This is a genomic window from Mesorhizobium sp. 131-3-5 (assembly GCF_016756575.1).
GTDB classification, from domain to species: domain Bacteria; phylum Pseudomonadota; class Alphaproteobacteria; order Rhizobiales; family Rhizobiaceae; genus Mesorhizobium; species Mesorhizobium jarvisii.
Genome location: NZ_AP023254.1, coordinates 1,396,633 through 1,418,745 on the forward strand (window position 1 = coordinate 1,396,633; position 22,113 = coordinate 1,418,745).

Consider the following 22,113-nt stretch of genomic DNA (forward strand, 5'->3'; position numbering starts at 1 on the left):
CCGCGATGCTGCACGATCCCGCCCAGCTCGACCTGATGTTCCAGGCGCTTGCCGATCCGGCGCGGCGGCAAATGGTCGACCGGCTGTCGCGCGGTCCGGCCTCGGTCACCCAGCTGGCCGAGCCGCTGGCAATGTCGCTGTCGGCTGTCGTCCAGCATCTCAATCTTCTGGAAGCAAGCGGCCTGGTGCGCACGCAGAAGGTTGGACGGGTGCGGACTTGCCAGATCGAGCCCAAGGCGCTGAGGGCGGCCGAGCACTGGATCAACGAGCGGCGCCTCTCCTGGGAACGCCGGCTGGATCGGCTCGGCGATTTGCTGGCGGAAACCAAAGACGAGAACTGAAGGAGGCCATCATGACCGAACCATCGGTGACCCACGCAACAATCGTGCTGGAGCGCGTCTACGAAGCCTCGCCGGCGCGGGTGTTCCAGGCCCTTGCCGACCCACAGGCGCGCGCCCGCTGGGGAACGCCGTCGAAAAATGTCGACCTGGTCTACGACAAGGCCGATTTCCGTGTCGGCGGGCTGGATATCAGCCGCTGCGGGCCGCGCGGCAGCCTGATTTACCGCGTCGAGACCCGCTACATCGATATCGAGCCGGAGCAACGCATCGTTTCGACCGAGCTCGTTTGCGAGGGTTGGAACCGGCTTTCCGTCTCGCTGGTCACGGTCGAGCTTCAGCCAGTGGGGACGTCAACGCGGCTGGTGCTGACCGACCAGATCGCGGCCTTTGGCGGCAAGGACATGATCGCCGGCAGCCAGGCAGGGTTTAGCGCTGCGCTGGACAATCTGGCGGAGGAACTCCGGCATCAGCCGGTTGATGCCTGAAGCCTAAGGGCCGGCAGGACCTATTTCGGCAAACCAGTTTACCAACAAGGACCCAGACATGATCGAACGATCCGTCGTCCATTCCACCTTCATCATAGAGCGTCTCTATCCGGCGGCGCCGTCGAAAGTCTTCTTCGCGCTCAGCAACGCGGACGCCAAGCGGCGCTGGTTCACCGATCCCGACAATCCGATGCCGGGCCGTTTTCAAATGGACTTTCGCATCGGCGGCAAGGAGGTCAATGCCGGCGGGCCGAAAGATGGCCCGATCCACGTCTACACAGCCACCTATCAGGACATCGTGCCGGACCAGCGCATCGTCTACAGCTATGACATGCTGTTCGGCGAAACCCGCATCTCCGTGTCGCTGGCCACGATCGAACTTTTTGCCGACGGCAAGGGCACGCGGCTGGTGCTGACCGAGCAGGGCGCTTTCCTCGATGGTCACGACACATCGTCGTCGCGCGAGCACGGGACCGGAGTGTTGCTCGATTTGCTCGGCGCTTTTCTGAACGAGAAGACCTGAAAGTGGCTGATCGCTCGCCCGCCAGAAACGGTCAGGCTTCCCAGAATTGATCGAGCCAGATGTTGAGTCTCAGGAAGCCGGCATTGCTTACCGTGTAAACGCGCCGCGTGCCTTCAGCCTTGGCGTTGACCAGTCCGGCGTCGAGCAACACTTTCAGATGCTGTGACACGGCCGGGCGTGAGACTGGAAGTCCGGACGCCAACTCGTTGACGGTCTTCGGACCGCGTCGAAGTTCTTCCAGAAGGTGGCGCCGATTGGGGTCGGCGATCGCCATGAAGGCGTCGGAAAACATCATGCCTCATTTGTGAGGCAAAGTTTTTCGAATCTCAACTGTCCACTTCTGCTTTTCTTCTTGGATCAAGCCGCAATGCTTCCGGAGTCACCGAGCGGTCGGCCGGCTGCGTCTTGAAGGCGTCGCGATCGCCGATCGGCACCGGGGCGCGGCGGCTGATGCGCAGCAGCGTGTAGCCTGCCAACGACAGATGTGCGAAGGCGGTCGCCAGGAACAGGCCCTCCGGGCGCATCCAGCCCATCAGCGCCGCCGCCAGCAAGGGCCCGATCATGGTGCCGAAGCCGTAAAGCAGCAGCAGTCCGCCGGACACCTTGACGAAGTCCTCGGCACGGGCGTGGTCGTTGGCATGCGCTACGGCGATCGAATAGAGCGTATAGGCGAAAGCGCCGTAAGCGGCGGTGGAGACGATGACGAAAATGCCGGAGCGCGGTTGAAACAGGAAGATCAGGAGCGCGAACAGCGCCGCGCCGAAAGCAGCACCGGCCAATACGAAACGCCGGTCGGTCTTGTCGGAGAGACGTCCGGCCGGCAGCTGCATGGCGGCACCGGCGACGACGACAAGGCTCATCATCAAGGCGATCTCGGCGGTGGAAATGCCGATGCGGGCGCCATAGACCGCACCCAGCGTGCCCCAGGCACCGTTGGCGATGCCAATCAAAACGCAGGCGATGGCCGATACCGGCGAGTTGGCGTAGAGCCCCTTGACGTCGAGCTTGACGTCCTGCAGCGGCTTGGGGTGCGACGCCGTCGAAACCGCGGTCGGGATCAGCGACAGGCAGAACAGTATGCCGGTGATCATGAACAGTGACGCCGATTTCACGTCGCCGCCGGCGACGATCATCTGGCCGCCCATGATCGAGGCATAGGTGACCATCATATAGAGGCCGAAGACGGTGCCGCGGTTCTCGTTGGTGGCCTTCTCGTTCAGCCAGCTTTCGATGACCATGAAGGCGCCGGCCATGGTGAAGCCGGTAAAGGCACGCAGCAGGATCCAGACATATTCATCGATGATCAGGCCTGTGAGCAGGGCCACGATGGCGCCGGACGCGGCGAAGGCGCCGAAGGCGCGTACATGCCCGGCGCGGCGCACGATGCGCGGGGCAAAGAAGCAGCCGGTGACGAAGCCGCCGGCCCAGGCCGTGCCCATCAGGCCGAGCGATGCGGTGGAGAACCCTTCCACCTGGCCGCGCAGGGGAAGCAGCAGCCCATGCAGACCCGATGCCGCCAGCAGGAAGGCAGTGCCGCGAAGCAGGGAGAGGATCGGTCTGTAGGATGCGAGCATTTATTGATCCGGCTGGACTCTGGAGGGACTCTAGGTCTGAAGACAGTCGCATTCGGGCTTTTCGGCGGCGGGGCTCTTCCGCCGGTCTGCCTATCCGCGGCGGAACAGTGCCTCGGCGGCCGATTTGGTGTTGTCCTTGGCCTTGAGTTCCGCCTCCAGCCTGGCGATTTCGTCGCGAAGGATGCCGATGCGCTCCGACAGTTCACCGACGGAAAGCAGCGACAGGTCCTGCCCGATCTCGTGCGGGCGCGCCTTCTTCTTGGGTTCGTCGTCGAAGATCGCCATCGTTGCTCCTCCTCCGCCACACCAGATTGGCCATTTGCCTGATTTGGCAATCAGCATACATAGGGCAAGGGCGTCGATGCAAACAGCCGGCAAGAATGCGGCGAGGAAAGACGGGAAACTCATGGCGAGCGGACAGAATATTCCGGCGAGGATGACGGCAATCGCGATCTCGGAACCGGGTGGCCCTCGGGTGCTTAAACCGGAAACGCGCGATGTGCCGCAGCCCGGCCCGGGCGAGATCCTGATCAAGGTGCATGCCGCCGGCGTCAACCGGCCCGATGTGCAGCAGCGCAAGGGCGCCTATCCACCGCCGCCCGGCGCATCGGACCTTCCGGGCCTCGAAGTGTCGGGCGAAGTGGCTGCCCTTGGCGACGAGATATCGCGCTGGCGCATCGGCGACCGGGTGTGCGCGCTCACCCCCGGCGGCGGCTATGCCGAATATGTCAAGGTTCATACCGGCAGCGTGCTGCCGCTGCCCGCCGGTTTCACCCACACGGAAGCAGCGGCCGTGCCGGAAAACTATTTCACCGTCTGGCACAATGTGTTCGAACGCGGCGGCCTGACGAAGGGCGAGACGCTGCTGGTGCATGGCGGCTCGTCGGGCATCGGCACGACGGCGATCCAACTGGCCTCGGCCTTCGGCGCCTATGTCATCACCACCGCCGGATCCAGGGAGAAATGCGACGCCTGCCTGAAGCTCGGCGCCGACCGGGCGATCAATTACCGCGAGGAGGATTTCGTCACGGCGGTCAAGGAGGCGACGGAAGGCAAGGGCGCCAATGTCATCCTCGACATGGTCGGTGGCGACTATGTCCAGCGAAACTACGAGGCGGCGGCGGTCGAGGGCCGCATCGTCCAGATCGCCGTGCAGGCGGGTGCTGTCGCCAGCGCCGATTTTTCCAAGATCATGGTCAAGCGGCTGACCCATACGGGGTCGACGCTCAGGCCGCGCACCGTCGAGTTTAAGGCGGCGATCGCGGCGGCACTGGAGGCACAGGTGTGGCCGCTGCTCGGCACGCGCAAGGTCGCACCCGTCATGGACATGATCTACCCGCTGACCGATGCCTGGCGCGCGCATGAGCGGATGGAAGAGGGCGAGCATATCGGCAAGATCGTGCTCGACGTCGGCTAGGACGTATCGATATTCCGGTGAGGCCGGCCTGCAAATGGCTAATACCTGCGCTTCCGGTGCTCGCGTACGAAAAGTACGCTCCGCTCCGGTTCTCGGTACCAACCATTTTCGACTCGGCCTGACCGGAATCTCGACACGTCCTGGGACAGCGCCCTTCGCCCCTGCCTACAAGATGAACAGAGGCTTAATGGTGCAATGCAGCATTTGCATCATTGCTATGCAAAATCGGCCGTTCAAGTCCTCATCGATGATCACTATCTGTGCAGCATCGAAACGAACACCCCATCAGGAGGACTACCATGAACCCGATCCGCGCTTACCGTAACTGGCGCATGTACAACGAGACCGTGCGCGAACTGAACCGTCTCAACGCCCGTCAGCTCAGCGATCTCGGCATCAACCGCGCCGACATCGAACGGATCGCCCGCCAGGCGATCTGATATCAAGCATGATCCGGCCGCAGGGCCGGGCTCATGTTGAGAAGTAGAGCCGTCGCAGACGTTCCCCGTTTCCGGTTCCGAGCCCGCTGGACCTTCCAGCGGGTTTTGTCTTTTTGGGGCCAGTGCAATTGCCTGGCGATTCCAGGAGCGCGCGCGGCACTTGCGCGGCCTGCCCAAAAGTGCGGGTCCCCTTGGCTAATGTCGCTGGCGGCCCAGCCATCCGAACGTGCTTGCCTGCTCCCGAACCCATCGGAGCGGCCGCGCTTCCAAAAACATTGCGAAACGGCAAGGGAACGGTTATACAGGCCGCGAATTTCCCATTTTGGTGGCTCTAAACCACCGCCCGCGCGGGAACGCGGGCGAACGAGAAGGATTTTTCTAATGGCCAATACGCTGTTGATGCCCAAGGCGACCGCCGTCTGGCTGGTCGACAACACCGCGCTCTCCTTCGAGCAGATCGCGCAGTTCTGTGGGCTGCATCCGCTCGAGGTCAAGGCGATCGCCGACGGCGAATCGGCGCAAGGCATCAAGGGCATGGACCCGATAATGACCGGCCAGCTGACTCGCGACGAGATCGCGCGCGCCGAGAAGGACCCGAACCAGCGCCTGAAGCTTTCCGACCCTAAGGTGCGGGTGCCGGAATCCAAGCGCAAAGGCCCGCGCTACACGCCGCTGTCGAAGCGCCAGGACCGGCCGAACGCCATCCTGTGGCTGGTGCGCAATCATCCCGAACTCAAGGACGCGCAGATTTCGCGTCTCGTCGGCACCACCAAGTCGACGATCGAGCAGATCCGCGAACGCAAGCACTGGAATTCGGCCAATCTGCAGCCGATGGATCCTGTGACGCTGGGTCTCGCCTCGCAGATCGACCTCGACATGGAAGTCAACCGCGCCTCGCGCGGCCGCGAACAGGCGCAGCCGGTCGGCGACACGCTGCTGCCGGCGGCCCTGACCGAGCGGCTGGTTCCGGCCCCCGAAAAGCCGAAGGACGAGGATGCCGAACTCGACGCCAGCGCCGTGTTCGCCAAGCTCTCGGCGCTGAAGTCGAAGAACGAAGACGCTGACGACGAGTAAGGTCTGCGACAGTCCATAAAAAAGCCCGCTTCGAGCGGGCTTTTTATTCCATATGCAATCTCAGTTTCGCGCCACGCGGTCCGGCGCCATACCGTAATCCTCGCTGCGCTCCACGGCCCGGTAGAAGTCGGCAAGCTGCTTGCCGCGCTCCGGCTTGAAGATGCGGCCGGCGATCACCACCGAGGCGATGCGGTCGATGCGGAAGGCGCGGAAGTCGTCGCGCATCTCGCACCAGGCGACCAACGTCCACACCTTGCCCCAGAACCACAGGCCGAGCGGCCTGATGTCGCGCGCGGTGCCGCGCCCGGCCTCGTCGCAATAGTCGATGGTCAGCACCTGGCGCTTTTCGACAGCACGCTCGATCAGATCGATCGCCTCGCGGGCGGCGTCGCTGACCACCCACATCGGCGTGTGGATCTCGGTACGGGCGATGCGGTCCTTCTCGGCATCGGGCAGCACCGCGCCGATCTTGACCAGCGCCTCGTCGGCGGCCCGTGCCATGGCGGCGCCGCCAAAGGCGCGCACCATGCGCGCACCGGCAACCAGCGCCACGATCTCGTCACGCGTGAACATCAGCGGCGGAAGATCGAAACCCTCCCTCATCATGTAGCCGACGCCGGCCTCGCCGTCGATCGGCACTCCCGTCGACTGCAGGTCGGCAATGTCGCGATAGATCGTTCGCTCGGAAACCTCGAGCCACGTGCCGAGCTTCTGGGCGGTGACCAGACGGCCACCCCGCAGATGCTGCACGATCTGAAAAAGCCTGTCGGCGCGGCGCATCGTTTGCTTCCCAGTGTTGTTGCTGGAGCGTCTCCTGGACCGGAGCCGCTTCCAGACGGCATTCATTACGGTTTCAGTCCTTCGCGCTTGCGCTGCGCGGCGACGAATTCCGCGCCAAAGGACAGTTTCTTCGTTGTCGGCGTCTTCGCATCGAGTACGCGCCAGAAGGGCGCGATGTCGCTCATCGTCATGCCGCGCTCAAGGTCTTCCTTGGCGGCCTCGGCAACCGTGCGCAGATGATAGCCAATAGTCACCGGACATGTCACTTCGGCGCCGTGTTCGATGGCAAGGGCCGTGCGCAACGCGCGGACACCCATCTCGACGCCTTTCGGAATCGAACGGATGAAAGTGTCGACCTGGCGCGCGGTAGGCACCAACATCGGCTGGCCTTCGACCACGTCACCCACCGTGCGTGGCGTCGGTTTCACGCCGTGGATGCCAGGCGTGTTCAGCCTGTCGTTCCAGCTCTTCATCGATCTTTCTCTCGGCCGGCCATGCGCATTATCCCACCATCGCACGTCTCTCCTGACAGCATACTGTCAGGAGGGTTCAGCATATTCCCTGGCAAACAACGTCCGCATCTGCGCGAGATCGCCGCCTCGTTCGGGATAGAGCGTCTTCAGAAAGGCAAGGGCAAAGGTGCCAGGCGCCGAACCCGGCGCGGACACGATCTTGCCATCGGCGATCGCATGCGGCACGTCCTGATAGTTGCTGTCGCCGGCATAACCGGCTTCGTGTCCGTTGATCCAGTCGCGGCGATTGCTGGTATGTTTGGCTTGTTCGAACATGCCAGCCCGGGCCAGTGCCAGCGTACCGGCGCAGATGCCGCCGACGACGCCGCCGCGCGTTGCAACGGCATTGAGCAGTTGAGCGACATCCGGCGGCGTCTTGCCCGCCCATTGGTCGGAACCGATGACGGCGACTGCGTCGAGATCGGCATTCTCGTCGACGCCGGCCGAACGGTCGGGCGTCAGCCGAAAGCCGCTGATCCCGGTCACCGGCTTGCCTCCAGGGGTCAATGACACGGCACGAGCACCGAACCACTCAACCGCCGAGGCTGCCAGCAAGCCGTATTCCCAGTCGGCAAAACCTTCGATGAAGACGAAGCCGATTGTCTTCTGATCAGGCATAAGCTCGCTCCGTCCCCCAACGCGCCGCGTCTTTGTTTTCATGCATGTCGCACCCCCCAAAACCGGAGGCCACTTTTGGGCGACATGCATTGATATCTGGGCATTGGCGCGCCCCATGTCCAATATCGATGTCGAAAAATTCGCCTCAATTGCCGCGGGAGCGACGTTCCGCATACATATCGGGCCAGCCGATATCCTTGCGGATGTCCGCGGGCAGCGCGTTCATGAAACGCTGCGTGCGAATTTCGTTGCGCATGGTGCGAACCTTGCCGACATAGTGCTGCATGCCGCGCAGGATGGTAAAACCGTTCATGGCTATTCTCCTCTCTCTAACTGGAGGCAGTATCGCACACCCCTCCTGACAGCAGTCTGTCAGGAGGGTGGCAGGGCGCGCGGCGATCGTTCCGGCTGGTGGAAATTGTCCACAACACGTGATCTTCGGCCCAGTTGCGAATGGAGGATTGTTCACCGCGAGGCTGCCTACGGAGCATCATTGTTCAGTTGGAGACGACGGACTGTCGGGATAGGCGACCTTCAGCGAGGTGACCGGAGTTCTGATATGAAGGGAGAAAATTCTTCCCCAAAACCAGGGAGACGACCATGAGCCTGCAACTGACAGGAATCCACCATCTGACCGCCATCACCGCCAACGCTCCTGGCAATCTTCATTTCTATACGAAGGTGCTGGGCTTGCGGCTGGTCAAGAAGACGGTGAACCAGGACGACACGTCGGCCTATCACCTTTTCTATGCCGACGGCGAAGCGACGCCAGGCACCGACCTGACCTTCTTCGACTGGCCGGTTGGCCGCGAACGGCGCGGTACCCACAGCATCGCGCGGACCAGCCTAAGGGTCGGCAGCCCGGAGAGCCTGGCCTGGTGGAAGCAGCACCTGGCCGGCGAAGGCATCGTGACAGGAGAGATTGCCGACATCGGCGGCTATCCGTCGTTCGATTTCGAGGATCCCGAAGGCCAGCGCCTGCGGCTCGTTAGCGATGGCGGCAAGGGTGGCAGCCATCCCTGGGCGCAAAGCCCGGTGCCGGCCGATTATCAGATCCGCGGGCTCGGGCCGATCGTCATCAGCGTCCCCGACATCACAAACACCGAGGCGGTGCTGACCAGGGTGATGAACATGCGCAAGGGCCGCGACTATGCTTCGCCGGATGGCGAAGGCCAGGTCCATGTCTTCGAAATGGGCGCTGGCGGGCCGGCGGCGGAGCTTCGTGTCGCCGTGCAGCCCGGGCAGGCTCCCGCAAGGCAAGGCGCCGGTGCGGTTCACCATGTCGCCTTCAGGGCGCCGGACCAGGAGACGCTGCATCAATGGACCGCCCGTCTGGCCGAATTCCGCCTGCCGTCTAGCGGCGAGGTCGAGCGCTATTACTTCCGCTCACTCTATTTCCGTGAGCCCAACGGCATCCTGTTCGAGATCGCCACAGACGGGCCGGGTTTCACCGCCGACGAGCCGCTGGAAACGCTGGGCGAAAGCCTGGCCCTGCCGCCGTTCCTCGAACCGAAGCGCGCCTCGATCGAAGCCGGCCTTAAGCCGCTGAAGTAGATCGCCGCCTGAAAGGTGGGCGCCGCGTTTCCGGTTCGGGACGCGGCCCCTGTTCTTTCCCAGAGATCGAACAAGGCGCTTTGACAGCCGGCAACGTTGCTGATCAAAAGCGGCATGACGAAACTCCTCGCCCTTGTCATCATCGGCTTCATGGTGATCCAGCTGATCAAACCGATCGGCTGGCCAGGGCTCAAGCGCCGCGGCGATTTCTGGAAGCTGGCGCTGCTGGCCATGGCCGCAATCTCGCTGGCGGCCGTGCTCGGGCATTTGACATAGGTCTGCAGGCCGCATCGGCCGTCGGTGTTCAGCTGGCGAGCACCAGGCCGACGAGATGCTCGGCCCAGGCGCGGTAGCCCGCCTCCGAGGCGTGGAAGCCGTCCGAGGCGAAACCCTGTTCGGGATTGGTGATCGGCAGGCGCGGGGCCGGCACCGCGCCGCGCTCCAGGCAAAGCCGTTCACCCATCCGGTTCATCGCGGTGGCGCGGATTTCGAGGATCTTGCCGAGCAGCGGCGGCATGGCCGGCGCCCGCGTGAACTCCAGCACCGGCGACCACACGACGCGTGCCTCCGGCCATTTGGCGCGCAGGCCATAGAGCAAGCCGCCGAACTCCTTCTTGAAGCGCGGCACCGAATGAAAATTCTTGGTGTCGTTGGTGCCGATGGCCAGCACGATATGCGTCCATGGGTCGGCCGACAGGTTGGGCAGGACATGGTCGCGGATCTGGCCCGATGTCGCCGAATTGAAGCCGGCGGCGCGCCAGCGCACGGCGCGGCCGGTGCGCTGCGCAATCAGCATGGCGAGCTGCGCGGCAAGCCCGTCCTCCGAATTGCCGATGCCGACCGAGGCAGCCGAGGAGTCGCCCAGCACCAGAAGCGAGATATCAGGCGCCTTGCCAGCGAGTTCGTGCATGACCGGTCCCTGTGCCGGCAGCATGCGCGTGGTGCGGTGGCGCACGCCGAGCCCTTGCCAGACATAGACGGGGAAGGCGAGCCAGGTGAGAGAGGCCGGGAAGCGCATGGCGGAACCGTGGAATGATCTGCGGCAGGCTTAGCGCATGTTTGGGCCGAGGTGAACGGATCCTTGCATGGCCGGCCGGTGCCCTAAGGGTATATGTCGTCCTGTTGGGACCTGTTCCCATATTCATCGTGCAGCCGCACCCAGTCCATGAAGGTCCCGTAAGGACCGGTCTCGTCACGACCTTTCGGAGCGATGTCGAGATACTGATAGGCGCCGATGAACTGCTCGCTGCCGCGGGCGCGCGACATGAAGGTCAGGAAGATGTCACCGGTTTCGCCCTTGTAGAAGACAGTGGTGCCGGGCAAGTCCTTCGACGTCAGCACCGGTGTTTCGAAATTGTAGACCGCTTCGCCGGATGCGATCTGTTTGTCGGTGAAGGACACCTGCATATCGAAGTTGAAGTCGGACGCATAGGAAGACACCCAGTCGAATGTCCAGCCCATGCGCTGCTTGTAAGGCAGCAGCTCGGCCAGCGGCGCCCGAGATATGGTGACAAGCGACACGTCATGATGCCTGAGATGCCGGTTGGCGCCATCGATATGGTCGGCGACGAAGGCACAGCTTTCGCAGTGATGGGTGGAACCTGGCGCGAACACGAAGTGGTAGACGATCAACTGGCTGCGGTTGGCGAAAAGCTCGGCCAGTTTCTTCGGCCCTTGCTCCGTCTCAAAGACGTAGTCCTTCCTTAGTTTCAGCCAGGGCAGTTCCCGCCGCTCGGCCGCGACACGTTCCCGCAACCGCGTCAGTTCCTTTTCACGCGCCAGATGCCCCTTGTGCGCCTGGAACCAGTCCTCGCGTGAAACGACCTTGTTGCGATGCATGAACCTCTCCCTGTCTCTCATCCCAAGGACGTTCGGGACGAGCGCAAACCGACATCGCCGGCAACGCCCAGAGGAAATAAGGATGAGGAGGTCTTCCCCCAAATCGCAGACAACGAAAACCCGGGCGCGTTGGCCCGGGTTTGAACGGTGACGGAAGCGGTGTGCTCAGGCGGCCTGTTCGAGGCTCGCCTTCCATTTTCCGAGTGCGGCCAGATAGTTCATGTGGGCGCGATGGGTGAAGGCGGCCTGGCCGGCGGCGACGTTCGACGCCTTGCCGCTCCATGCCTTCTGCGGGGCAGCCTGCAGCGCGCGGCCATAGGAGAAGGTCAGCTTCCACGGATGCGGCCCGATGGCATTGATGGCGTTGAGGTTGGCGGTTGCCTCCTCGTCCTCCTGGCCGCCGGAGAGGAAGGCGATGCCCGGGACCGCCGCCGGCACCGTCTCGCGGAACAGTTTTATGGTCATCTCGGCGACTTTCTCGGGACTGTCCACCGTGCCCGACTTCTTGCCCGACAGCACCATGTTGGGCTTGAGGATCGTGCCTTCCAGCACGACGCGCGCCGCATGGAGTTCATCATAGAGTTTGATCAGCGTCGCCTTCGAGACCTCGTAGCAGGTGCCGATGTCGTGGGCGCCGTCCATCAGCACTTCCGGCTCGACGATCGGCACGATGCCGGCTTCCTGGCAAAGGGCGGCATAGCGGGCGAGCGCATGGGTATTCGCGCTGATCGAATTGGTCGAAGGCACGCCCTTGCCGGTATCGATGTCGATCACCGCGCGCCATTTGGCGAAGCGGGCGCCGAGCTTGTAGTAGTCGGCAAGGCGCTCGCGCAGGCCGTCGAGGCCCTCGGTGACGGTGTCGCCGGGAAAGCCGGCCAGCGGTTTGGCGCCGGCATCGACCTTGATGCCGGGGATGGCGCCTGATGCCTTGATGATGTCGACCAGAGGCGTGCCATCGGCAGCCTTCTGGCGGATGGTTTCGTCATAGAGGATGACGCCGGAAATGTATTTGGTCATCGCGTCCTTGGCGCGGAACATCATCTCGCGATAGTCGCGGCGGCTGTCGGCGGTCGATTCGACGCCGATGACATCGAAACGCTTCTTGATGGTGCCGGAACTTTCGTCGGCGGCCAGCAGGCCCTTGCCGTTGGCCACGATCGCGGCGGCTATGTCTTCGAGACGTTCGCTCATCATGCTTCTCCTGAAAGGGGTTCGTTCCGCGCTTAACGGAAGTCTACCGCCAAAGGAATGGCATCGGAAAGCTCGAATCGATTGAAAGTCCCGGGCGTCTCTTTGTGTTGATCGCCTTGCTTGTTCCAGCCGCATTTCTGCGGCGCCAGGCGTTTCCGCCTGGCTGCAAGATGCGCTTCAGTATTGACGCAATTCCCAAGGGAAAGCGCTACGCGCTTTTCCGGGAAAACCGTTCACAGTTTTCCCGGAACTGCTTACCGCTTCAGCACGTCGACGCCGGGCAGCGGCTTGCCTTCCATCCACTCCAGGAAGGCGCCGCCGGCGGTCGAGACATAGGTGAAGTCGTCGGCGACGCCAGCGTGGTTGAGGGCCGCCACCGTATCGCCGCCGCCGGCGACGGAGACCAGCTTGCCGGCCTTGGTGCGCGCGGCCGCGTGTTTTGCCGCCGCCACCGTGGCGTGGTCGAACGGCTCGATCTCGAAGGCGCCGAGTGGGCCGTTCCAGACCAGCGTCGCGGCGCGGTCGATCCATTCGCCGATCGTCTTCACGGTCTTCTCGCCGACATCGAGGATCATGCCATCGGCCGGCACTTCAGAGATGGCGACGGTCTCGCAGGCGGCGCCCGCCTTGAATTCCTTGGTGACGACACCGTCGACCGGCAGGATGATGGCGCAGCCGGCTTCGGCCGCCTCGATCATGATCTGCTTGGCAGTGGCGGCAAGGTCATGCTCGCACAGCGACTTGCCGACATTGGTGCCGCGCGCGGCAAGGAAGGTGTTGGCCATGCCGCCGCCGATGACCAGCGCGTCGACCTTCTTCACCAGGTTCATCAAAAGGTCGATCTTGGTCGAGACCTTGGCGCCGCCGACGATGGCGACGACCGGGCGGACCGGGTTGCCCAGACCCTTCTCCAGCGCTTCGAGCTCGGCCTGCATGGTGCGGCCGGCAAAGGAAGGCAACAGATGCGCCAGCCCTTCTGTGGAAGAGTGGGCGCGGTGCGCCGCGGAAAAGGCGTCGTTGACGAAAATGTCGCCATTGGCCGCGAGCCGCTCGCTGAAGGCCGGGTCGTTCTTCTCCTCGGCCTTGTAGAAGCGGGTGTTTTCGAAGAGCAGCACGTCGCCCTTGTTCATGGCCGCGACGGCACTTCCCGCTGTGTCGCCGACGCAATCCGAGGCAAAGCCGACGGGGCGGCCGAGCACCTCGGCGGTTGCCCTGGCGATCGGCTCCAGCGAGAATTCCGGCGATGGCCCATCCTTAGGCCGGCCGAAATGGGCGAGCAGGATGACCTTGGCGCCCTTGCCCGACAGTTCGGCGATGGTCGGCGCGATGCGTTCGATGCGGGTGGCGTCGGTGACCTTGCCGTCGGCGACGGGAACGTTGAGGTCGACGCGCACCAGCACGCGCTTGCCGCTGATGTTGCCGATATCGTCCAGGGTCTTGAAGGCGGCCATGCGGGTTCCTTTCCTCGGGAAAATCGCGGGGACCATACCCCGCATCGGTGCCGATGCAAGGCTTTGGCCGCGATGCGGCGCGAAATTTTGAGGCGGGCGGGAACATAGTCCGTGAAGATCGCCCGGTATGACGGGGCAGGGCCAGCGATCGCCCTTCTCAGCTCCCGGTCGTGGCTTTTTCAACCGGCGGCTTGGGGGCGTCTTCGGCCTGTGCCGCCGCTTCCTGCGTCTCGGTCGGCTTGCGCCAATTGCGGATGAAGGCGCCGAGGCGGTCGCCCATCTCGCCGGCACTCAGGAACACCGGCACCCGCGCCACCGGCGCGGTCGGCTCGAAGGAAAGACCGAGACCCGTGATCCTGCCCTTGTCGTCGACATCCCTGACGATCAGCTCGATCGAGCCGATCAGCACGCGATCGGCATATTCGGCATGGCCGCCGAGCCGCGCCGTGACCAGAGCGCCGACGGTGAGCTTCTGCTCCGCCTCGGTCAGGCCCGGTGCGTAGGCGGCTTCCAGTTCGGCGCCGGAGCGTGCCGGGTCGACGGCGAAGGCGCCGAAGAAATCGGCATCTTCCGGGTCGACCACCGCGCGGCTGGCGAATAGCTTGTCGAGCAGGCGCGGATAGCGGTCCGGCACGAAAATGTAGACCTGGTCGCCGGCGGCGAGGCGGCCCATGTCCTGGAAACGCATGGAGCGGCCGTCGCGCAGCACCAGGGAGGGCCGCGCCCAGCGCGGAATGCGCTCGCCGCGCGCCACCGGGCTGCCATGCGCCACGCGATAGGCAAGGAGCTCGTGGTGGGCGGAGCCGGGGAGTTCGAGTTCGACCTTGTCGAGTGGGCCAAGGCGGGCCGGCACGATGAGGCCAAGGCGACGCGCCAGCGGGCCGACCGTCCAGCCCTGGATGACAAGCGACACCAGCACGATGATGAAGGCGGCGTTGAAGATGGTACGGCCGTTTTCCAGCCCGCCAAGCAATGGGGTGATGGCGAGCAGGATCGAGACGGCGCCGCGCAGGCCGACCCAGGAGACGAAGGCGACTTCGGGGCGCGGCAGGCGGAACGGGATCAGGCAGAGCCAGACAGCGATCGGGCGGGCGATAAACATCAGGAAAAGGCCAAGCGCTATCGCCGGCACCATGATCGCCGGAAATTGCGAAGGGGTGGCGAACAGGCCGAGGATCAGGAACATGATGATCTGCGCCAGCCATGACATGCCGTCCTGGAAACGCTTCAGGATGGTGACGGCGCGGATGTCGGAATTGCCGGCAATGAGGCCGGCGATATAGACCGCCAAGAAACCGGAGCCGCCGATGGCGCCGGCGGCGGCGAAGACCATCAGCGACAGGGTCAGCACGAAGATCGGCAGCAGGCCGTGGTCGAGATTGAGCCGGTCGACGAGACGCACGATGGCAAGGCCGCCGAGTGCGCCGACGACGGCGCCAAGGCCCATATTGACGAGGAAGCCGAGGATCAGGCTGGTGACCAGGACATTGGTTTCGGGGTTGGCATGGGCGGCGATGACCTCGACCAGGGTGATGGTCAGGAAGATGGCGATCGGGTCGTTGGTGCCGGATTCCACTTCGAGCGTCGAGCGGACGCGCTCACGCAGATTGATCTCGCCGGCGCGCAGCAGGAAGAACACCGCCGCGGCGTCGGTCGAAGCGACGGCGGCGCCGAGCAGGAAGGATTCCAGCCAGGTAAGGTCAAGCAGATAGTAGGCCGCGGCGCCGAACAGGCCCGTGGTGAGAAGCACGCCGAAGGTCGCCAGCGACAGCGCCGGGCCGGCCGCCTGCCGCAAGGCGTTGAGCGGCGTGCCGAAGCCGGAATCGAACAGGATGACCGCCAGCGCCAGTGAGCCCGCAAAATAGGCGATGCGGGCATTGTCGAATTCGATGCCGAGGCCGTCGGTTCCGGTGGCGAGCCCGATGCAAAGAAAGAGCAGCAGGAGGGGGGCGCCGAAGCGGAAGGCGATCAGGCTCGAAAACGCGGCGGCGACAACGAGCGCCGTGCCGACCAGCGTGACGAGATAGATCGCATGCTCCATCCGTGATTTGCCCCTCGAATTCCTCTTTATATCGATTTACGGGAGAGTGGGGCGAAGGCATGGCCAGTGCAAGGCGCGGGGGTGGTTTTTTGGGGCGAGCCGTTGATTTTCCGGTGGTTCGGCGTTGCTGCTCCGGCAAATGAAAAACGCCCGGACAAAGCCGGGCGTTTCAGGTATCGAGAAGACGGGTCCGCGATCAGGCGATGGTCTTGCCGAAGGCGACGGCGGTGTCGCCCATGCGGTTGGAGAAGCCCCATTCATTGTCGTACCAGGACAGCACCGAAACGAAGTTGCCGTCCATCACCTTCGTCTGGTCGAGCGCCATGATCGAGGAACGCGGATCATGGTTGAAGTCGATCGAGACATTCGGGTGATGGGTGACGCCGAGAATGCCCTTCAGCTTGCCGTTGGAGGCGGCGATGACCGCTTCGTTGATTTCCTGCACCGTGGTGGCGCGCTTGGCGATGAACTTGAAGTCGACGACCGAAACGTTCGGGGTCGGCACGCGGATCGAGATGCCGTCGAGCTTGCCCTTGAGGTCGGGGAGCACGAGGCCGATCGCCTTGGCCGCACCGGTCGAAGTCGGAATCTGCGACAGGGCCGCTGCACGGGCGCGGTAGAGATCCTTGTGCATGGTGTCCAGCGTCGGCTGGTCGCCGGTGTAGGAATGGATGGTCGTCATCATGCCTTTTTCGATGCCGACCGTCTCGTGCAGCACGGCGGCCAGCGGCGCCAGGCAGTTGGTGGTGCAGGACGCGTTCGAGATGACGATATGGTCCTTGCTAAGCTTGTCGTGGTTGATGCCGTAGACCACGGTCAGGTCGGCGCCATCGGCAGGTGCGGAGACCAGCACGCGCTTGGCGCCGGCGGTCAGGTGCGCGGCGGCCTTGTCGCGGGCGGTGAAGATGCCGGTGCATTCGAGCGCGATGTCGACGCCGAGCTCCTTCCACGGCAGCTGCGTCGGATCCTTGATGGCGGTGACCTTGAACTTTTCCTTGCCGACGGTGATCTGATCGCCGGACACCGACACTTCATGCGGGAAACGGCCGTGCACGCTGTCGTAGCGCAGCAGGTGCGCATTGGTCTCGACTGGGCCGAGATCGTTAACGGCGACGACGTCGATGTCCTTGCGGCCGGATTCATGGATGGCGCGCAGGATGTTGCGGCCGATGCGGCCGAATCCGTTGATGGCAACTCTGACGGTCATTTTTCTCTCCCTGGGAGCTGGAAGGCTGACGATGGGTCCGCAGCTTCATAGCGGCGGACGGCCAAAGAATCTAGCCAAAGCGACGCAGATTTAAATCGATTAGGTTGGGCCAGCCCGGCGAAATCGCTTTGCGCGGCTTCGCCGGGGCATTTTTGTTTTGTGCATGCCGTTACCCCAAAACCGCGACACGATTTTGGGCGGCGTGCACGGCCTTACTTGGCGTGCAGGCGGGCTTCCGCCGCCTTGGCCGCCGCCTCGGCGGTGATGCCGAAATGCGGGTAGAGCTGTTCGATCGTGCCCGAGGCGCCGAAGCCGGTCATGCCGACGAAGATGCCGTCCGAGCCGATGAGATGATCCCAGCCCTGACGGATGCCGGCCTCGATCGCCATCTTGATCGGCGCGTTGCCGATCGTCTTCTTGCGGTAGTCGTCGCTCTGCTTGTCGAACAGTTCGAAGCAAGGCACCGACACGACGCGGGTCGGGTGGCCGTGCTTCTCGAGCAGGTCGCGGGCGCCGAGCGCGATCTCGACCTCGGAGCCGGTGGCGAAGATCGTCACCGCCGCCTCGCCGCTGGCCGCGGCCAGTTCGTAAGCGCCCTGGCTGCTGAGGTTCTTGGCCGAATGCTCGGTGCGCACGGTCGGCAGGTTCTGTCGGGTCAGCGCCAGCGTCGACGGCGTCTTTTCGGATTCGAGCGCGATCTGCCAGCATTCCGCGGTCTCCACCGCGTCGGCGGGGCGGAAGACATTGTGGTTGGGAATGGCGCGCAGGGCCGCCAGGTGCTCGACCGGCTGGTGGGTCGGGCCGTCTTCGCCCAGACCAATGGAATCATGGGTCATGACGAAGATCGAGCGGATGCCCATCAGCGAGGACAGCCGCATCGACGGGCGAGCATAGTCGGAGAAGCACATGAAGGTACCGCCATAGGCGATGAGGCCGCCATGCAGCGTCAGGCCGTTGATGGCCGCCGCCATGCCGTGCTCGCGGATGCCGTAGTGGACATAGCGCTGGCCGTAATCGTCCGGCGTGATGTTTTTGGTCTGGCTGGTCTTGGTGTTGTTGGAGCCGGTCAGGTCGGCGGAGCCGCCGATGGTCTCCGGCACGGCGCCGTTGATGACCTCAAGCGCCATTTCCGACGATTTGCGGGTGGCGACCTTCGGCTTGTCGGCCGAGAGCTTCTTCTTGTAGTCGGCGATGACGGCGTCGAAATTGGACGGCAGCTTGCCGGCGAGGCGGCGCTCGAACTCGGCCTTCAGCTTCGGCTCTGCCTTGGCGAGACGGCCTTCCCAGTCGGCGCGCGGCTTGGCACCGGCCTTGCCGGCGGCGCGCCAGGCATCGAGGATGTCGGCCGGAATCTCGAAGGGCGGCGATTCCCAGTTGAAGAACTTGCGCGCGCCGGCGATCTCGTCGGCACCGAGCGGCGAGCCGTGCGCCTTGTTGGTGCCGGCCTTGGTCGGGGCGCCGAAGCCGATGGTCGTCTTGCAGGCGATCATCGTCGGCTTGTCGGAATGGCGGGCCGCCTCGATGGCATAGGCGATGGCTTCCGGATCGGTGCCGTCGATATGGCTGGCGTTCCAGCCGGAGGCCTGGAAGCGAGCGACCTGGTCGGTGTTGTCGGCGAGCGAAACCGGGCCGTCGATCGAGATGTTGTTGTTGTCCCAGAAGACGATCAGCTTGTTGAGCTTGAGATGCCCCGCCAACGCGATGGCTTCCTGGGAAACGCCTTCCATCAGGCAGCCGTCGCCGGCCAGCACATAGGTGTAATGGCTGACCAGGTCGTTGCCGAAGGCAGCGTTCATGATGCGCTCGCCGAGCGCGAAGCCGACCGAATTGGCGAGGCCCTGGCCGAGCGGGCCGGTCGTCGTCTCGATGCCGGTGGCGTGGCCGTATTCGGGATGGCCGGCGGTCTTGGAGCCGAGTTGGCGGAAGTGCTTGATCTGGTCGAGGGTCATGTCCTCGTAACCGGTCAGATGCAGCAGCGAATAGAGCAGCATCGAGCCATGGCCCGCCGACAGGATGAAGCGGTCGCGGTCGGGCCAGTGCGGGGCCCTGGGATCGTATTTCAGGAAGCGGGTGAACAGCACCGTGGCAATGTCGGCGCAGCCCATGGGCAGGCCGGGATGGCCGGAATTGGCCTTCTCGACGGCATCCATGGAGAGAAAGCGGATCGCATTGGCCATCCGGTCATGTTGTTCACGCGACGTCATGGTTCCTCCAAAGGTGGGGGTTTGGGGGCTTGGGAGCGCCCTTGAAAAGGTGCGCGACACATAGCAGGCGCGGGCTTTTAGTCAACAAATCGGGCGCAGATTTGCCGGTCTTGTGATGCTGACTGTGGCCCTACATTAGCGTTAGCAGGGGACAGTCGCGAGAGCTTTGTTGACGTTGCCTTCACCCGGTGCCTAATGTTTCAGGGATAACGCGTTCTGAACGCGAACGATTCGGTGATGGGCAGGGCACAGGACGAAGGCCATGACCGGGGAAACCACACTCAAGGAAGTCATCGCCAGGCTGGGCAAGGCCATCGAGGGGCTGGAAAACGCCGTCGCGGCCAAGCTGGAGCATGAACGCGATTACTCGGAAGCCGAGGCCGAGGTGCAGCGGATGAATGCCGACCGCTCCAGGCTGGCGCAGGAACTCGACAATTCCGAAGCGCGCGCCGAACGGCTGGAGGACGCCAACAAGGAAGTATCGCGACGGCTGGTGACCGCCATGGAAACCATCCGCGCCGTGTTGGACAGATAGGAGCTGGCCCATGGCACAGGTCACGGTTTCAATCGACGGCAAACAGTATCGGATGGCCTGCGACGAAGGCCAGGAAGATCATCTGATCGACCTCGCCGAACGCTTCGACCGTTATGTCTCGCATCTGAAGGATTCTTTCGGCGAGATCGGCGACCAGCGGCTGACCGTCATGGCCGGCATCATGGTGATGGACGAACTCTCGGAACTGCAGAAGCGCGTCAAGGGCATGGAAAGCGAGGTGCTGACCTTGCGCAAGACGCGCGACGAGGCGCTGACCAAGGCCGACAAGAGCGACAGCGTGCTGACCAACGCGCTTGGTGCGCTGGCGCAGCGGATGGAAGACCTCGCCACGTCGCTGGCCGTGAAATCCTAGACTTTCGCGACGCCGACAGCGAAATTTCCATATTCCCCCAGAAATGGCGAAAATTTTTCGCGGCCTGCATCACTGCCGGCGACCGCACCGTTTTGAAGGTCGCAGATGGAGTGGTAAAAGGGTTGCCGCCCGCCAACGAGCGGCATTCACAGGGGTAGGAACCATGAGCCTTCGTATCAACGACATCGCGCCGGATTTCACGGCCGAGACCACGCAGGGGACGATCAGCTTTCACGACTGGATCGGTGACGGTTGGGCAATCCTCTTCAGCCACCCGAAGAATTTCACACCGGTCTGCACCACCGAGCTCGGCACGATGGCCGGGCTGGAAGGCGAGTTCAAGAAACGCAACGTCAAGATCATCGGCATCTCCGTCGATCCGGTTGCGAGCCACGACAAATGGCAGGCCGACATCAAGACGGCGACCGGCCAGACGGTGCACTATCCGCTGATCGGCGACAAGGACCTCAAGGTCGCCAAGCTCTACGACATGCTGCCCGCCGGCGCCGGTGAGACCTCCGAAGGCCGCACGCCGGCCGACAACGCCACCGTGCGCTCGGTCTATGTCATCGGGCCGGACAAGAAGATCAAGCTGGTGCTGACCTATCCGATGACCACGGGCCGCAACTTCGACGAGATCCTGCGCGCGGTCGATTCCATGCAGCTCACCGCCAAGCATCAGGTGGCGACGCCGGCAAACTGGAAGCAGGGTGAGGACGTCATCATCACCGCTGCCGTTTCCAACGAAGATGCGATCAAGCGTTTCGGCGCCTTTGAGACCATCCTGCCTTATCTCAGGAAGACCAAACAGCCGTCCGCCTGAAGCGGACGCCGGAACGGTTTTTGCCTTTTCCGCCCTTGCGGGCCAAGTCATGCTTGACTGGCCCGCAAGGGTGGACAACCATACTCCTGTTGGAGCCTGGCGGAGAAAAACGTTCCTGCTGGCTGGGTTGGGGAGTTCGGTTTGGACTTGGCTTTGGCAAAACCTGAGGTCAGGGGCTTTTACGACAAGCCGACCGGTGCCATTCAGTATGTCGTCACCGATCCGGCGACAAGGCGATGCGCCATCATCGATCCGATCCTCGACTTCGACGAGAAATCCGGCGCGACGGGTACGAAGAGCGCGGATGCCCTGCTCGATTTCGTCGGGGAGAACGGGCTGGAGCCCGAGTGGATCCTCGACACCCATCCGCATGCCGATCATTTCTCGGCCGCGCACTATCTGAAACGCAAGACCGGGGCGCGGACGGCGATCGGTAACAGGATCGTCGACGTCCAGAACCTGTGGAAGGCGATCTACAACTGGCCGGATTTTCCCGCCGACGGTTCGCAGTGGGACAGGCTGTTCAGGGAAGGCGAGACGTTTCGGATCGGCAGCCTACCGGTCCATGTGCTGTTCTCGCCGGGACATACGCTGGCCTCGATCACCTATGTGGCTGGCGACGCCGCCTTCGTGCACGACACGCTGTTCATGCCCGACAGCGGCACGGCGCGAGCTGATTTCCCCGGCGGCAGTGCCGCGCGGCTGTGGCGCTCGATCCAGGACATACTGGCGCTGCCCGATGAGACGCGCGTCTTCGTCGGCCATGACTATCAGGCCGGTGGCCGCGAGCCCTTGTGGGAGAGCACGGTTGGCCTGCAGAAGGCCAAGAACATCCATCTTGTCGCCGCGCACAGCGAGGCCGAATTCGTGGCGCTGCGCGAGGCTCGCGACAGAACATTGCCGATGCCGCGGCTGATCCTGCACGCGCTGCAGGTCAACATGAATGGCGGCCGGCTGCCGGAGCCGGAAGCCAATGGCCGACGGTATCTGAAGTTTCCGCTGGATGCGCTGTGAAAGTGATGCGCCGCGCGGGTAGTCCCTTCTCCCCGTCATTATACGGGGAGAAGGTGGCGGCAGCCGGATGAGGGGCGGCGCCAACGTCCGTTATGATCGCGCCGCTGGCTCTGTGGC

General features: G+C 63.6%; 26 protein-coding genes. 12 read left to right on the plus strand and 14 right to left on the minus strand.

Annotated features, from left to right (window positions below):
* Positions 1-5: 5 nt before the first annotated feature.
* The 3 genes from JG747_RS06840 to JG747_RS06850 are packed head-to-tail and all read left to right on the plus strand — an operon-like array spanning position 6 to position 1,349.
* Positions 6-341: an ArsR/SmtB family transcription factor gene (locus tag JG747_RS06840; RefSeq protein ID WP_202361433.1), complete on the plus strand. Its 336-nt coding sequence runs from the start codon at positions 6-8 to the stop codon at positions 339-341.
* Between the two features lie 11 nt (positions 342-352).
* Entirely contained in the window at positions 353-826 is a 474-nt protein-coding gene (locus tag JG747_RS06845) for an SRPBCC family protein (RefSeq protein WP_202361434.1), read from the plus strand.
* Between the two features lie 58 nt (positions 827-884).
* Positions 885-1,349: an SRPBCC family protein gene (locus tag JG747_RS06850; protein ID WP_038650143.1), complete on the plus strand. Its 465-nt coding sequence runs from the start codon at positions 885-887 to the stop codon at positions 1,347-1,349.
* Positions 1,350-1,380: 31 nt separating this feature from the next.
* Here JG747_RS06850 and JG747_RS06855 read toward each other — a convergent pair whose 3' ends face one another.
* The 3 genes from JG747_RS06855 to JG747_RS06865 all read right to left on the minus strand — a co-directional run bounded on the left by JG747_RS06855 (position 1,381) and on the right by JG747_RS06865 (position 3,208).
* Positions 1,381-1,644, minus strand: coding sequence for an ArsR/SmtB family transcription factor (locus JG747_RS06855; protein WP_019861642.1), 264 nt, complete (start codon positions 1,642-1,644; stop codon positions 1,381-1,383).
* Positions 1,645-1,675: 31 nt separating this feature from the next.
* Positions 1,676-2,923, minus strand: coding sequence for an MFS transporter (locus JG747_RS06860; protein ID WP_069090320.1), 1,248 nt, complete (start codon positions 2,921-2,923; stop codon positions 1,676-1,678).
* Positions 2,924-3,013: 90 nt separating this feature from the next.
* Positions 3,014-3,208, minus strand: a complete 195-nt coding sequence (locus JG747_RS06865; RefSeq protein ID WP_027047479.1) for a DUF1192 domain-containing protein — start codon at positions 3,206-3,208, stop codon at positions 3,014-3,016.
* 121 nt (positions 3,209-3,329) lie between these two features.
* Between JG747_RS06865 and JG747_RS06870 the strand changes: the two genes are divergently transcribed.
* The 3 genes from JG747_RS06870 to JG747_RS06880 all read left to right on the plus strand — a co-directional run bounded on the left by JG747_RS06870 (position 3,330) and on the right by JG747_RS06880 (position 5,854).
* Positions 3,330-4,340, plus strand: a complete 1,011-nt coding sequence (locus tag JG747_RS06870) for an NAD(P)H-quinone oxidoreductase (protein WP_202361435.1) — start codon at positions 3,330-3,332, stop codon at positions 4,338-4,340.
* A gap of 299 nt (positions 4,341-4,639) precedes the next feature.
* Positions 4,640-4,780 (plus strand): DUF1127 domain-containing protein, encoded by a 141-nt coding sequence (locus JG747_RS06875; RefSeq protein ID WP_064981134.1) that lies wholly within the window; start codon positions 4,640-4,642, stop codon positions 4,778-4,780.
* 381 nt (positions 4,781-5,161) lie between these two features.
* The gene (locus tag JG747_RS06880) at positions 5,162-5,854 is read left to right on the plus strand and encodes a DUF1013 domain-containing protein (protein ID WP_019861638.1); all 693 of its coding nucleotides are present in this window, start codon (positions 5,162-5,164) and stop codon (positions 5,852-5,854) included.
* Between the two features lie 60 nt (positions 5,855-5,914).
* On the opposite strand, the gene JG747_RS06885 is transcribed toward JG747_RS06880, so the two are convergent.
* From JG747_RS06885 to JG747_RS06900, 4 genes are all read right to left on the minus strand, one after another.
* Positions 5,915-6,634: a helix-turn-helix transcriptional regulator gene (locus JG747_RS06885; protein WP_019861637.1), complete on the minus strand. Its 720-nt coding sequence runs from the start codon at positions 6,632-6,634 to the stop codon at positions 5,915-5,917.
* A 65-nt stretch (positions 6,635-6,699) separates the two neighbouring features.
* Positions 6,700-7,107 (minus strand): hypothetical protein, encoded by a 408-nt coding sequence (locus JG747_RS06890; RefSeq protein WP_202361436.1) that lies wholly within the window; start codon positions 7,105-7,107, stop codon positions 6,700-6,702.
* Between the two features lie 66 nt (positions 7,108-7,173).
* Positions 7,174-7,764 (minus strand): DJ-1/PfpI family protein, encoded by a 591-nt coding sequence (locus tag JG747_RS06895; protein WP_202361437.1) that lies wholly within the window; start codon positions 7,762-7,764, stop codon positions 7,174-7,176.
* A gap of 145 nt (positions 7,765-7,909) precedes the next feature.
* Positions 7,910-8,077, minus strand: coding sequence for a hypothetical protein (locus tag JG747_RS06900; RefSeq protein ID WP_019861634.1), 168 nt, complete (start codon positions 8,075-8,077; stop codon positions 7,910-7,912).
* 287 nt (positions 8,078-8,364) lie between these two features.
* On the opposite strand from JG747_RS06900, the gene JG747_RS06905 reads away from it, so the two are divergent.
* The gene (locus JG747_RS06905; RefSeq protein ID WP_202361438.1) at positions 8,365-9,318 is read left to right on the plus strand and encodes a ring-cleaving dioxygenase; all 954 of its coding nucleotides are present in this window, start codon (positions 8,365-8,367) and stop codon (positions 9,316-9,318) included.
* Positions 9,319-9,432: 114 nt separating this feature from the next.
* Positions 9,433-9,594 (plus strand): hypothetical protein, encoded by a 162-nt coding sequence (locus tag JG747_RS06910; protein ID WP_080643995.1) that lies wholly within the window; start codon positions 9,433-9,435, stop codon positions 9,592-9,594.
* Between the two features lie 28 nt (positions 9,595-9,622).
* On the opposite strand, the gene JG747_RS06915 is transcribed toward JG747_RS06910, so the two are convergent.
* The 7 genes from JG747_RS06915 to tkt form a co-directional block, all read right to left on the minus strand.
* On the minus strand, positions 9,623-10,336 hold the full coding sequence (locus JG747_RS06915) for an SGNH/GDSL hydrolase family protein (RefSeq protein ID WP_202361439.1): 714 nt from the start codon (positions 10,334-10,336) through the stop codon (positions 9,623-9,625).
* Between the two features lie 83 nt (positions 10,337-10,419).
* On the minus strand, positions 10,420-11,157 hold the full coding sequence (locus JG747_RS06920; protein ID WP_019861630.1) for a DUF899 domain-containing protein: 738 nt from the start codon (positions 11,155-11,157) through the stop codon (positions 10,420-10,422).
* A 165-nt stretch (positions 11,158-11,322) separates the two neighbouring features.
* Positions 11,323-12,348, minus strand: a complete 1,026-nt coding sequence (locus JG747_RS06925) for a class I fructose-bisphosphate aldolase (protein WP_027047477.1) — start codon at positions 12,346-12,348, stop codon at positions 11,323-11,325.
* A gap of 254 nt (positions 12,349-12,602) precedes the next feature.
* The gene (locus tag JG747_RS06930; protein ID WP_202361440.1) at positions 12,603-13,799 is read right to left on the minus strand and encodes a phosphoglycerate kinase; all 1,197 of its coding nucleotides are present in this window, start codon (positions 13,797-13,799) and stop codon (positions 12,603-12,605) included.
* 157 nt (positions 13,800-13,956) lie between these two features.
* Positions 13,957-15,840 carry a potassium/proton antiporter gene (locus tag JG747_RS06935; protein WP_064981122.1) on the minus strand — a complete coding sequence of 628 codons (1,884 nt, stop codon included), beginning with the start codon at positions 15,838-15,840 and terminating at the stop codon, positions 13,957-13,959.
* A 196-nt stretch (positions 15,841-16,036) separates the two neighbouring features.
* Entirely contained in the window at positions 16,037-17,047 is a 1,011-nt protein-coding gene (gene gap, locus JG747_RS06940; protein WP_038650127.1) for a type I glyceraldehyde-3-phosphate dehydrogenase, read from the minus strand.
* 212 nt (positions 17,048-17,259) lie between these two features.
* Complete coding sequence (tkt, locus tag JG747_RS06945) at positions 17,260-19,251, minus strand: transketolase (RefSeq protein ID WP_202361441.1); 1,992 nt, start codon at positions 19,249-19,251, stop codon at positions 17,260-17,262.
* A 262-nt stretch (positions 19,252-19,513) separates the two neighbouring features.
* Between tkt and JG747_RS06950 the strand changes: the two genes are divergently transcribed.
* The 4 genes from JG747_RS06950 (at position 19,514) to JG747_RS06965 (ending at position 21,996) form a co-directional block, all read left to right on the plus strand.
* Entirely contained in the window at positions 19,514-19,786 is a 273-nt protein-coding gene (locus tag JG747_RS06950; protein ID WP_006200774.1) for a DUF4164 domain-containing protein, read from the plus strand.
* A 10-nt stretch (positions 19,787-19,796) separates the two neighbouring features.
* The gene (locus JG747_RS06955; protein ID WP_019861624.1) at positions 19,797-20,159 is read left to right on the plus strand and encodes a cell division protein ZapA; all 363 of its coding nucleotides are present in this window, start codon (positions 19,797-19,799) and stop codon (positions 20,157-20,159) included.
* Positions 20,160-20,322: 163 nt separating this feature from the next.
* Complete coding sequence (locus JG747_RS06960; RefSeq protein ID WP_019861622.1) at positions 20,323-20,982, plus strand: peroxiredoxin; 660 nt, start codon at positions 20,323-20,325, stop codon at positions 20,980-20,982.
* 153 nt (positions 20,983-21,135) lie between these two features.
* The gene (locus JG747_RS06965; RefSeq protein ID WP_244748342.1) at positions 21,136-21,996 is read left to right on the plus strand and encodes an MBL fold metallo-hydrolase; all 861 of its coding nucleotides are present in this window, start codon (positions 21,136-21,138) and stop codon (positions 21,994-21,996) included.
* Positions 21,997-22,113 lie beyond the last annotated feature (117 nt).

Coding starts and splice junctions, on each gene's coding strand:
- JG747_RS06840 (WP_202361433.1), top strand. CDS start 6: ATGCTGCACGATCCCGCCCAGCTCGACCTGATGTTCCAGGCGCTTGCC.
- JG747_RS06845 (WP_202361434.1), top strand. CDS start 353: ATGACCGAACCATCGGTGACCCACGCAACAATCGTGCTGGAGCGCGTC.
- JG747_RS06850 (WP_038650143.1), top strand. CDS start 885: ATGATCGAACGATCCGTCGTCCATTCCACCTTCATCATAGAGCGTCTC.
- JG747_RS06855 (WP_019861642.1), bottom strand. CDS start 1,644: ATGATGTTTTCCGACGCCTTCATGGCGATCGCCGACCCCAATCGGCGC.
- JG747_RS06860 (WP_069090320.1), bottom strand. CDS start 2,923: ATGCTCGCATCCTACAGACCGATCCTCTCCCTGCTTCGCGGCACTGCC.
- JG747_RS06865 (WP_027047479.1), bottom strand. CDS start 3,208: ATGGCGATCTTCGACGACGAACCCAAGAAGAAGGCGCGCCCGCACGAG.
- JG747_RS06870 (WP_202361435.1), top strand. CDS start 3,330: ATGGCGAGCGGACAGAATATTCCGGCGAGGATGACGGCAATCGCGATC.
- JG747_RS06875 (WP_064981134.1), top strand. CDS start 4,640: ATGAACCCGATCCGCGCTTACCGTAACTGGCGCATGTACAACGAGACC.
- JG747_RS06880 (WP_019861638.1), top strand. CDS start 5,162: ATGGCCAATACGCTGTTGATGCCCAAGGCGACCGCCGTCTGGCTGGTC.
- JG747_RS06885 (WP_019861637.1), bottom strand. CDS start 6,634: ATGCGCCGCGCCGACAGGCTTTTTCAGATCGTGCAGCATCTGCGGGGT.
- JG747_RS06890 (WP_202361436.1), bottom strand. CDS start 7,107: ATGAAGAGCTGGAACGACAGGCTGAACACGCCTGGCATCCACGGCGTG.
- JG747_RS06895 (WP_202361437.1), bottom strand. CDS start 7,764: ATGCCTGATCAGAAGACAATCGGCTTCGTCTTCATCGAAGGTTTTGCC.
- JG747_RS06900 (WP_019861634.1), bottom strand. CDS start 8,077: ATGAACGGTTTTACCATCCTGCGCGGCATGCAGCACTATGTCGGCAAG.
- JG747_RS06905 (WP_202361438.1), top strand. CDS start 8,365: ATGAGCCTGCAACTGACAGGAATCCACCATCTGACCGCCATCACCGCC.
- JG747_RS06910 (WP_080643995.1), top strand. CDS start 9,433: ATGACGAAACTCCTCGCCCTTGTCATCATCGGCTTCATGGTGATCCAG.
- JG747_RS06915 (WP_202361439.1), bottom strand. CDS start 10,336: ATGCGCTTCCCGGCCTCTCTCACCTGGCTCGCCTTCCCCGTCTATGTC.
- JG747_RS06920 (WP_019861630.1), bottom strand. CDS start 11,157: ATGCATCGCAACAAGGTCGTTTCACGCGAGGACTGGTTCCAGGCGCAC.
- JG747_RS06925 (WP_027047477.1), bottom strand. CDS start 12,348: ATGAGCGAACGTCTCGAAGACATAGCCGCCGCGATCGTGGCCAACGGC.
- JG747_RS06930 (WP_202361440.1), bottom strand. CDS start 13,799: ATGGCCGCCTTCAAGACCCTGGACGATATCGGCAACATCAGCGGCAAG.
- JG747_RS06935 (WP_064981122.1), bottom strand. CDS start 15,840: ATGGAGCATGCGATCTATCTCGTCACGCTGGTCGGCACGGCGCTCGTT.
- gap (WP_038650127.1), bottom strand. CDS start 17,047: ATGACCGTCAGAGTTGCCATCAACGGATTCGGCCGCATCGGCCGCAAC.
- tkt (WP_202361441.1), bottom strand. CDS start 19,251: ATGACGTCGCGTGAACAACATGACCGGATGGCCAATGCGATCCGCTTT.
- JG747_RS06950 (WP_006200774.1), top strand. CDS start 19,514: ATGACCGGGGAAACCACACTCAAGGAAGTCATCGCCAGGCTGGGCAAG.
- JG747_RS06955 (WP_019861624.1), top strand. CDS start 19,797: ATGGCACAGGTCACGGTTTCAATCGACGGCAAACAGTATCGGATGGCC.
- JG747_RS06960 (WP_019861622.1), top strand. CDS start 20,323: ATGAGCCTTCGTATCAACGACATCGCGCCGGATTTCACGGCCGAGACC.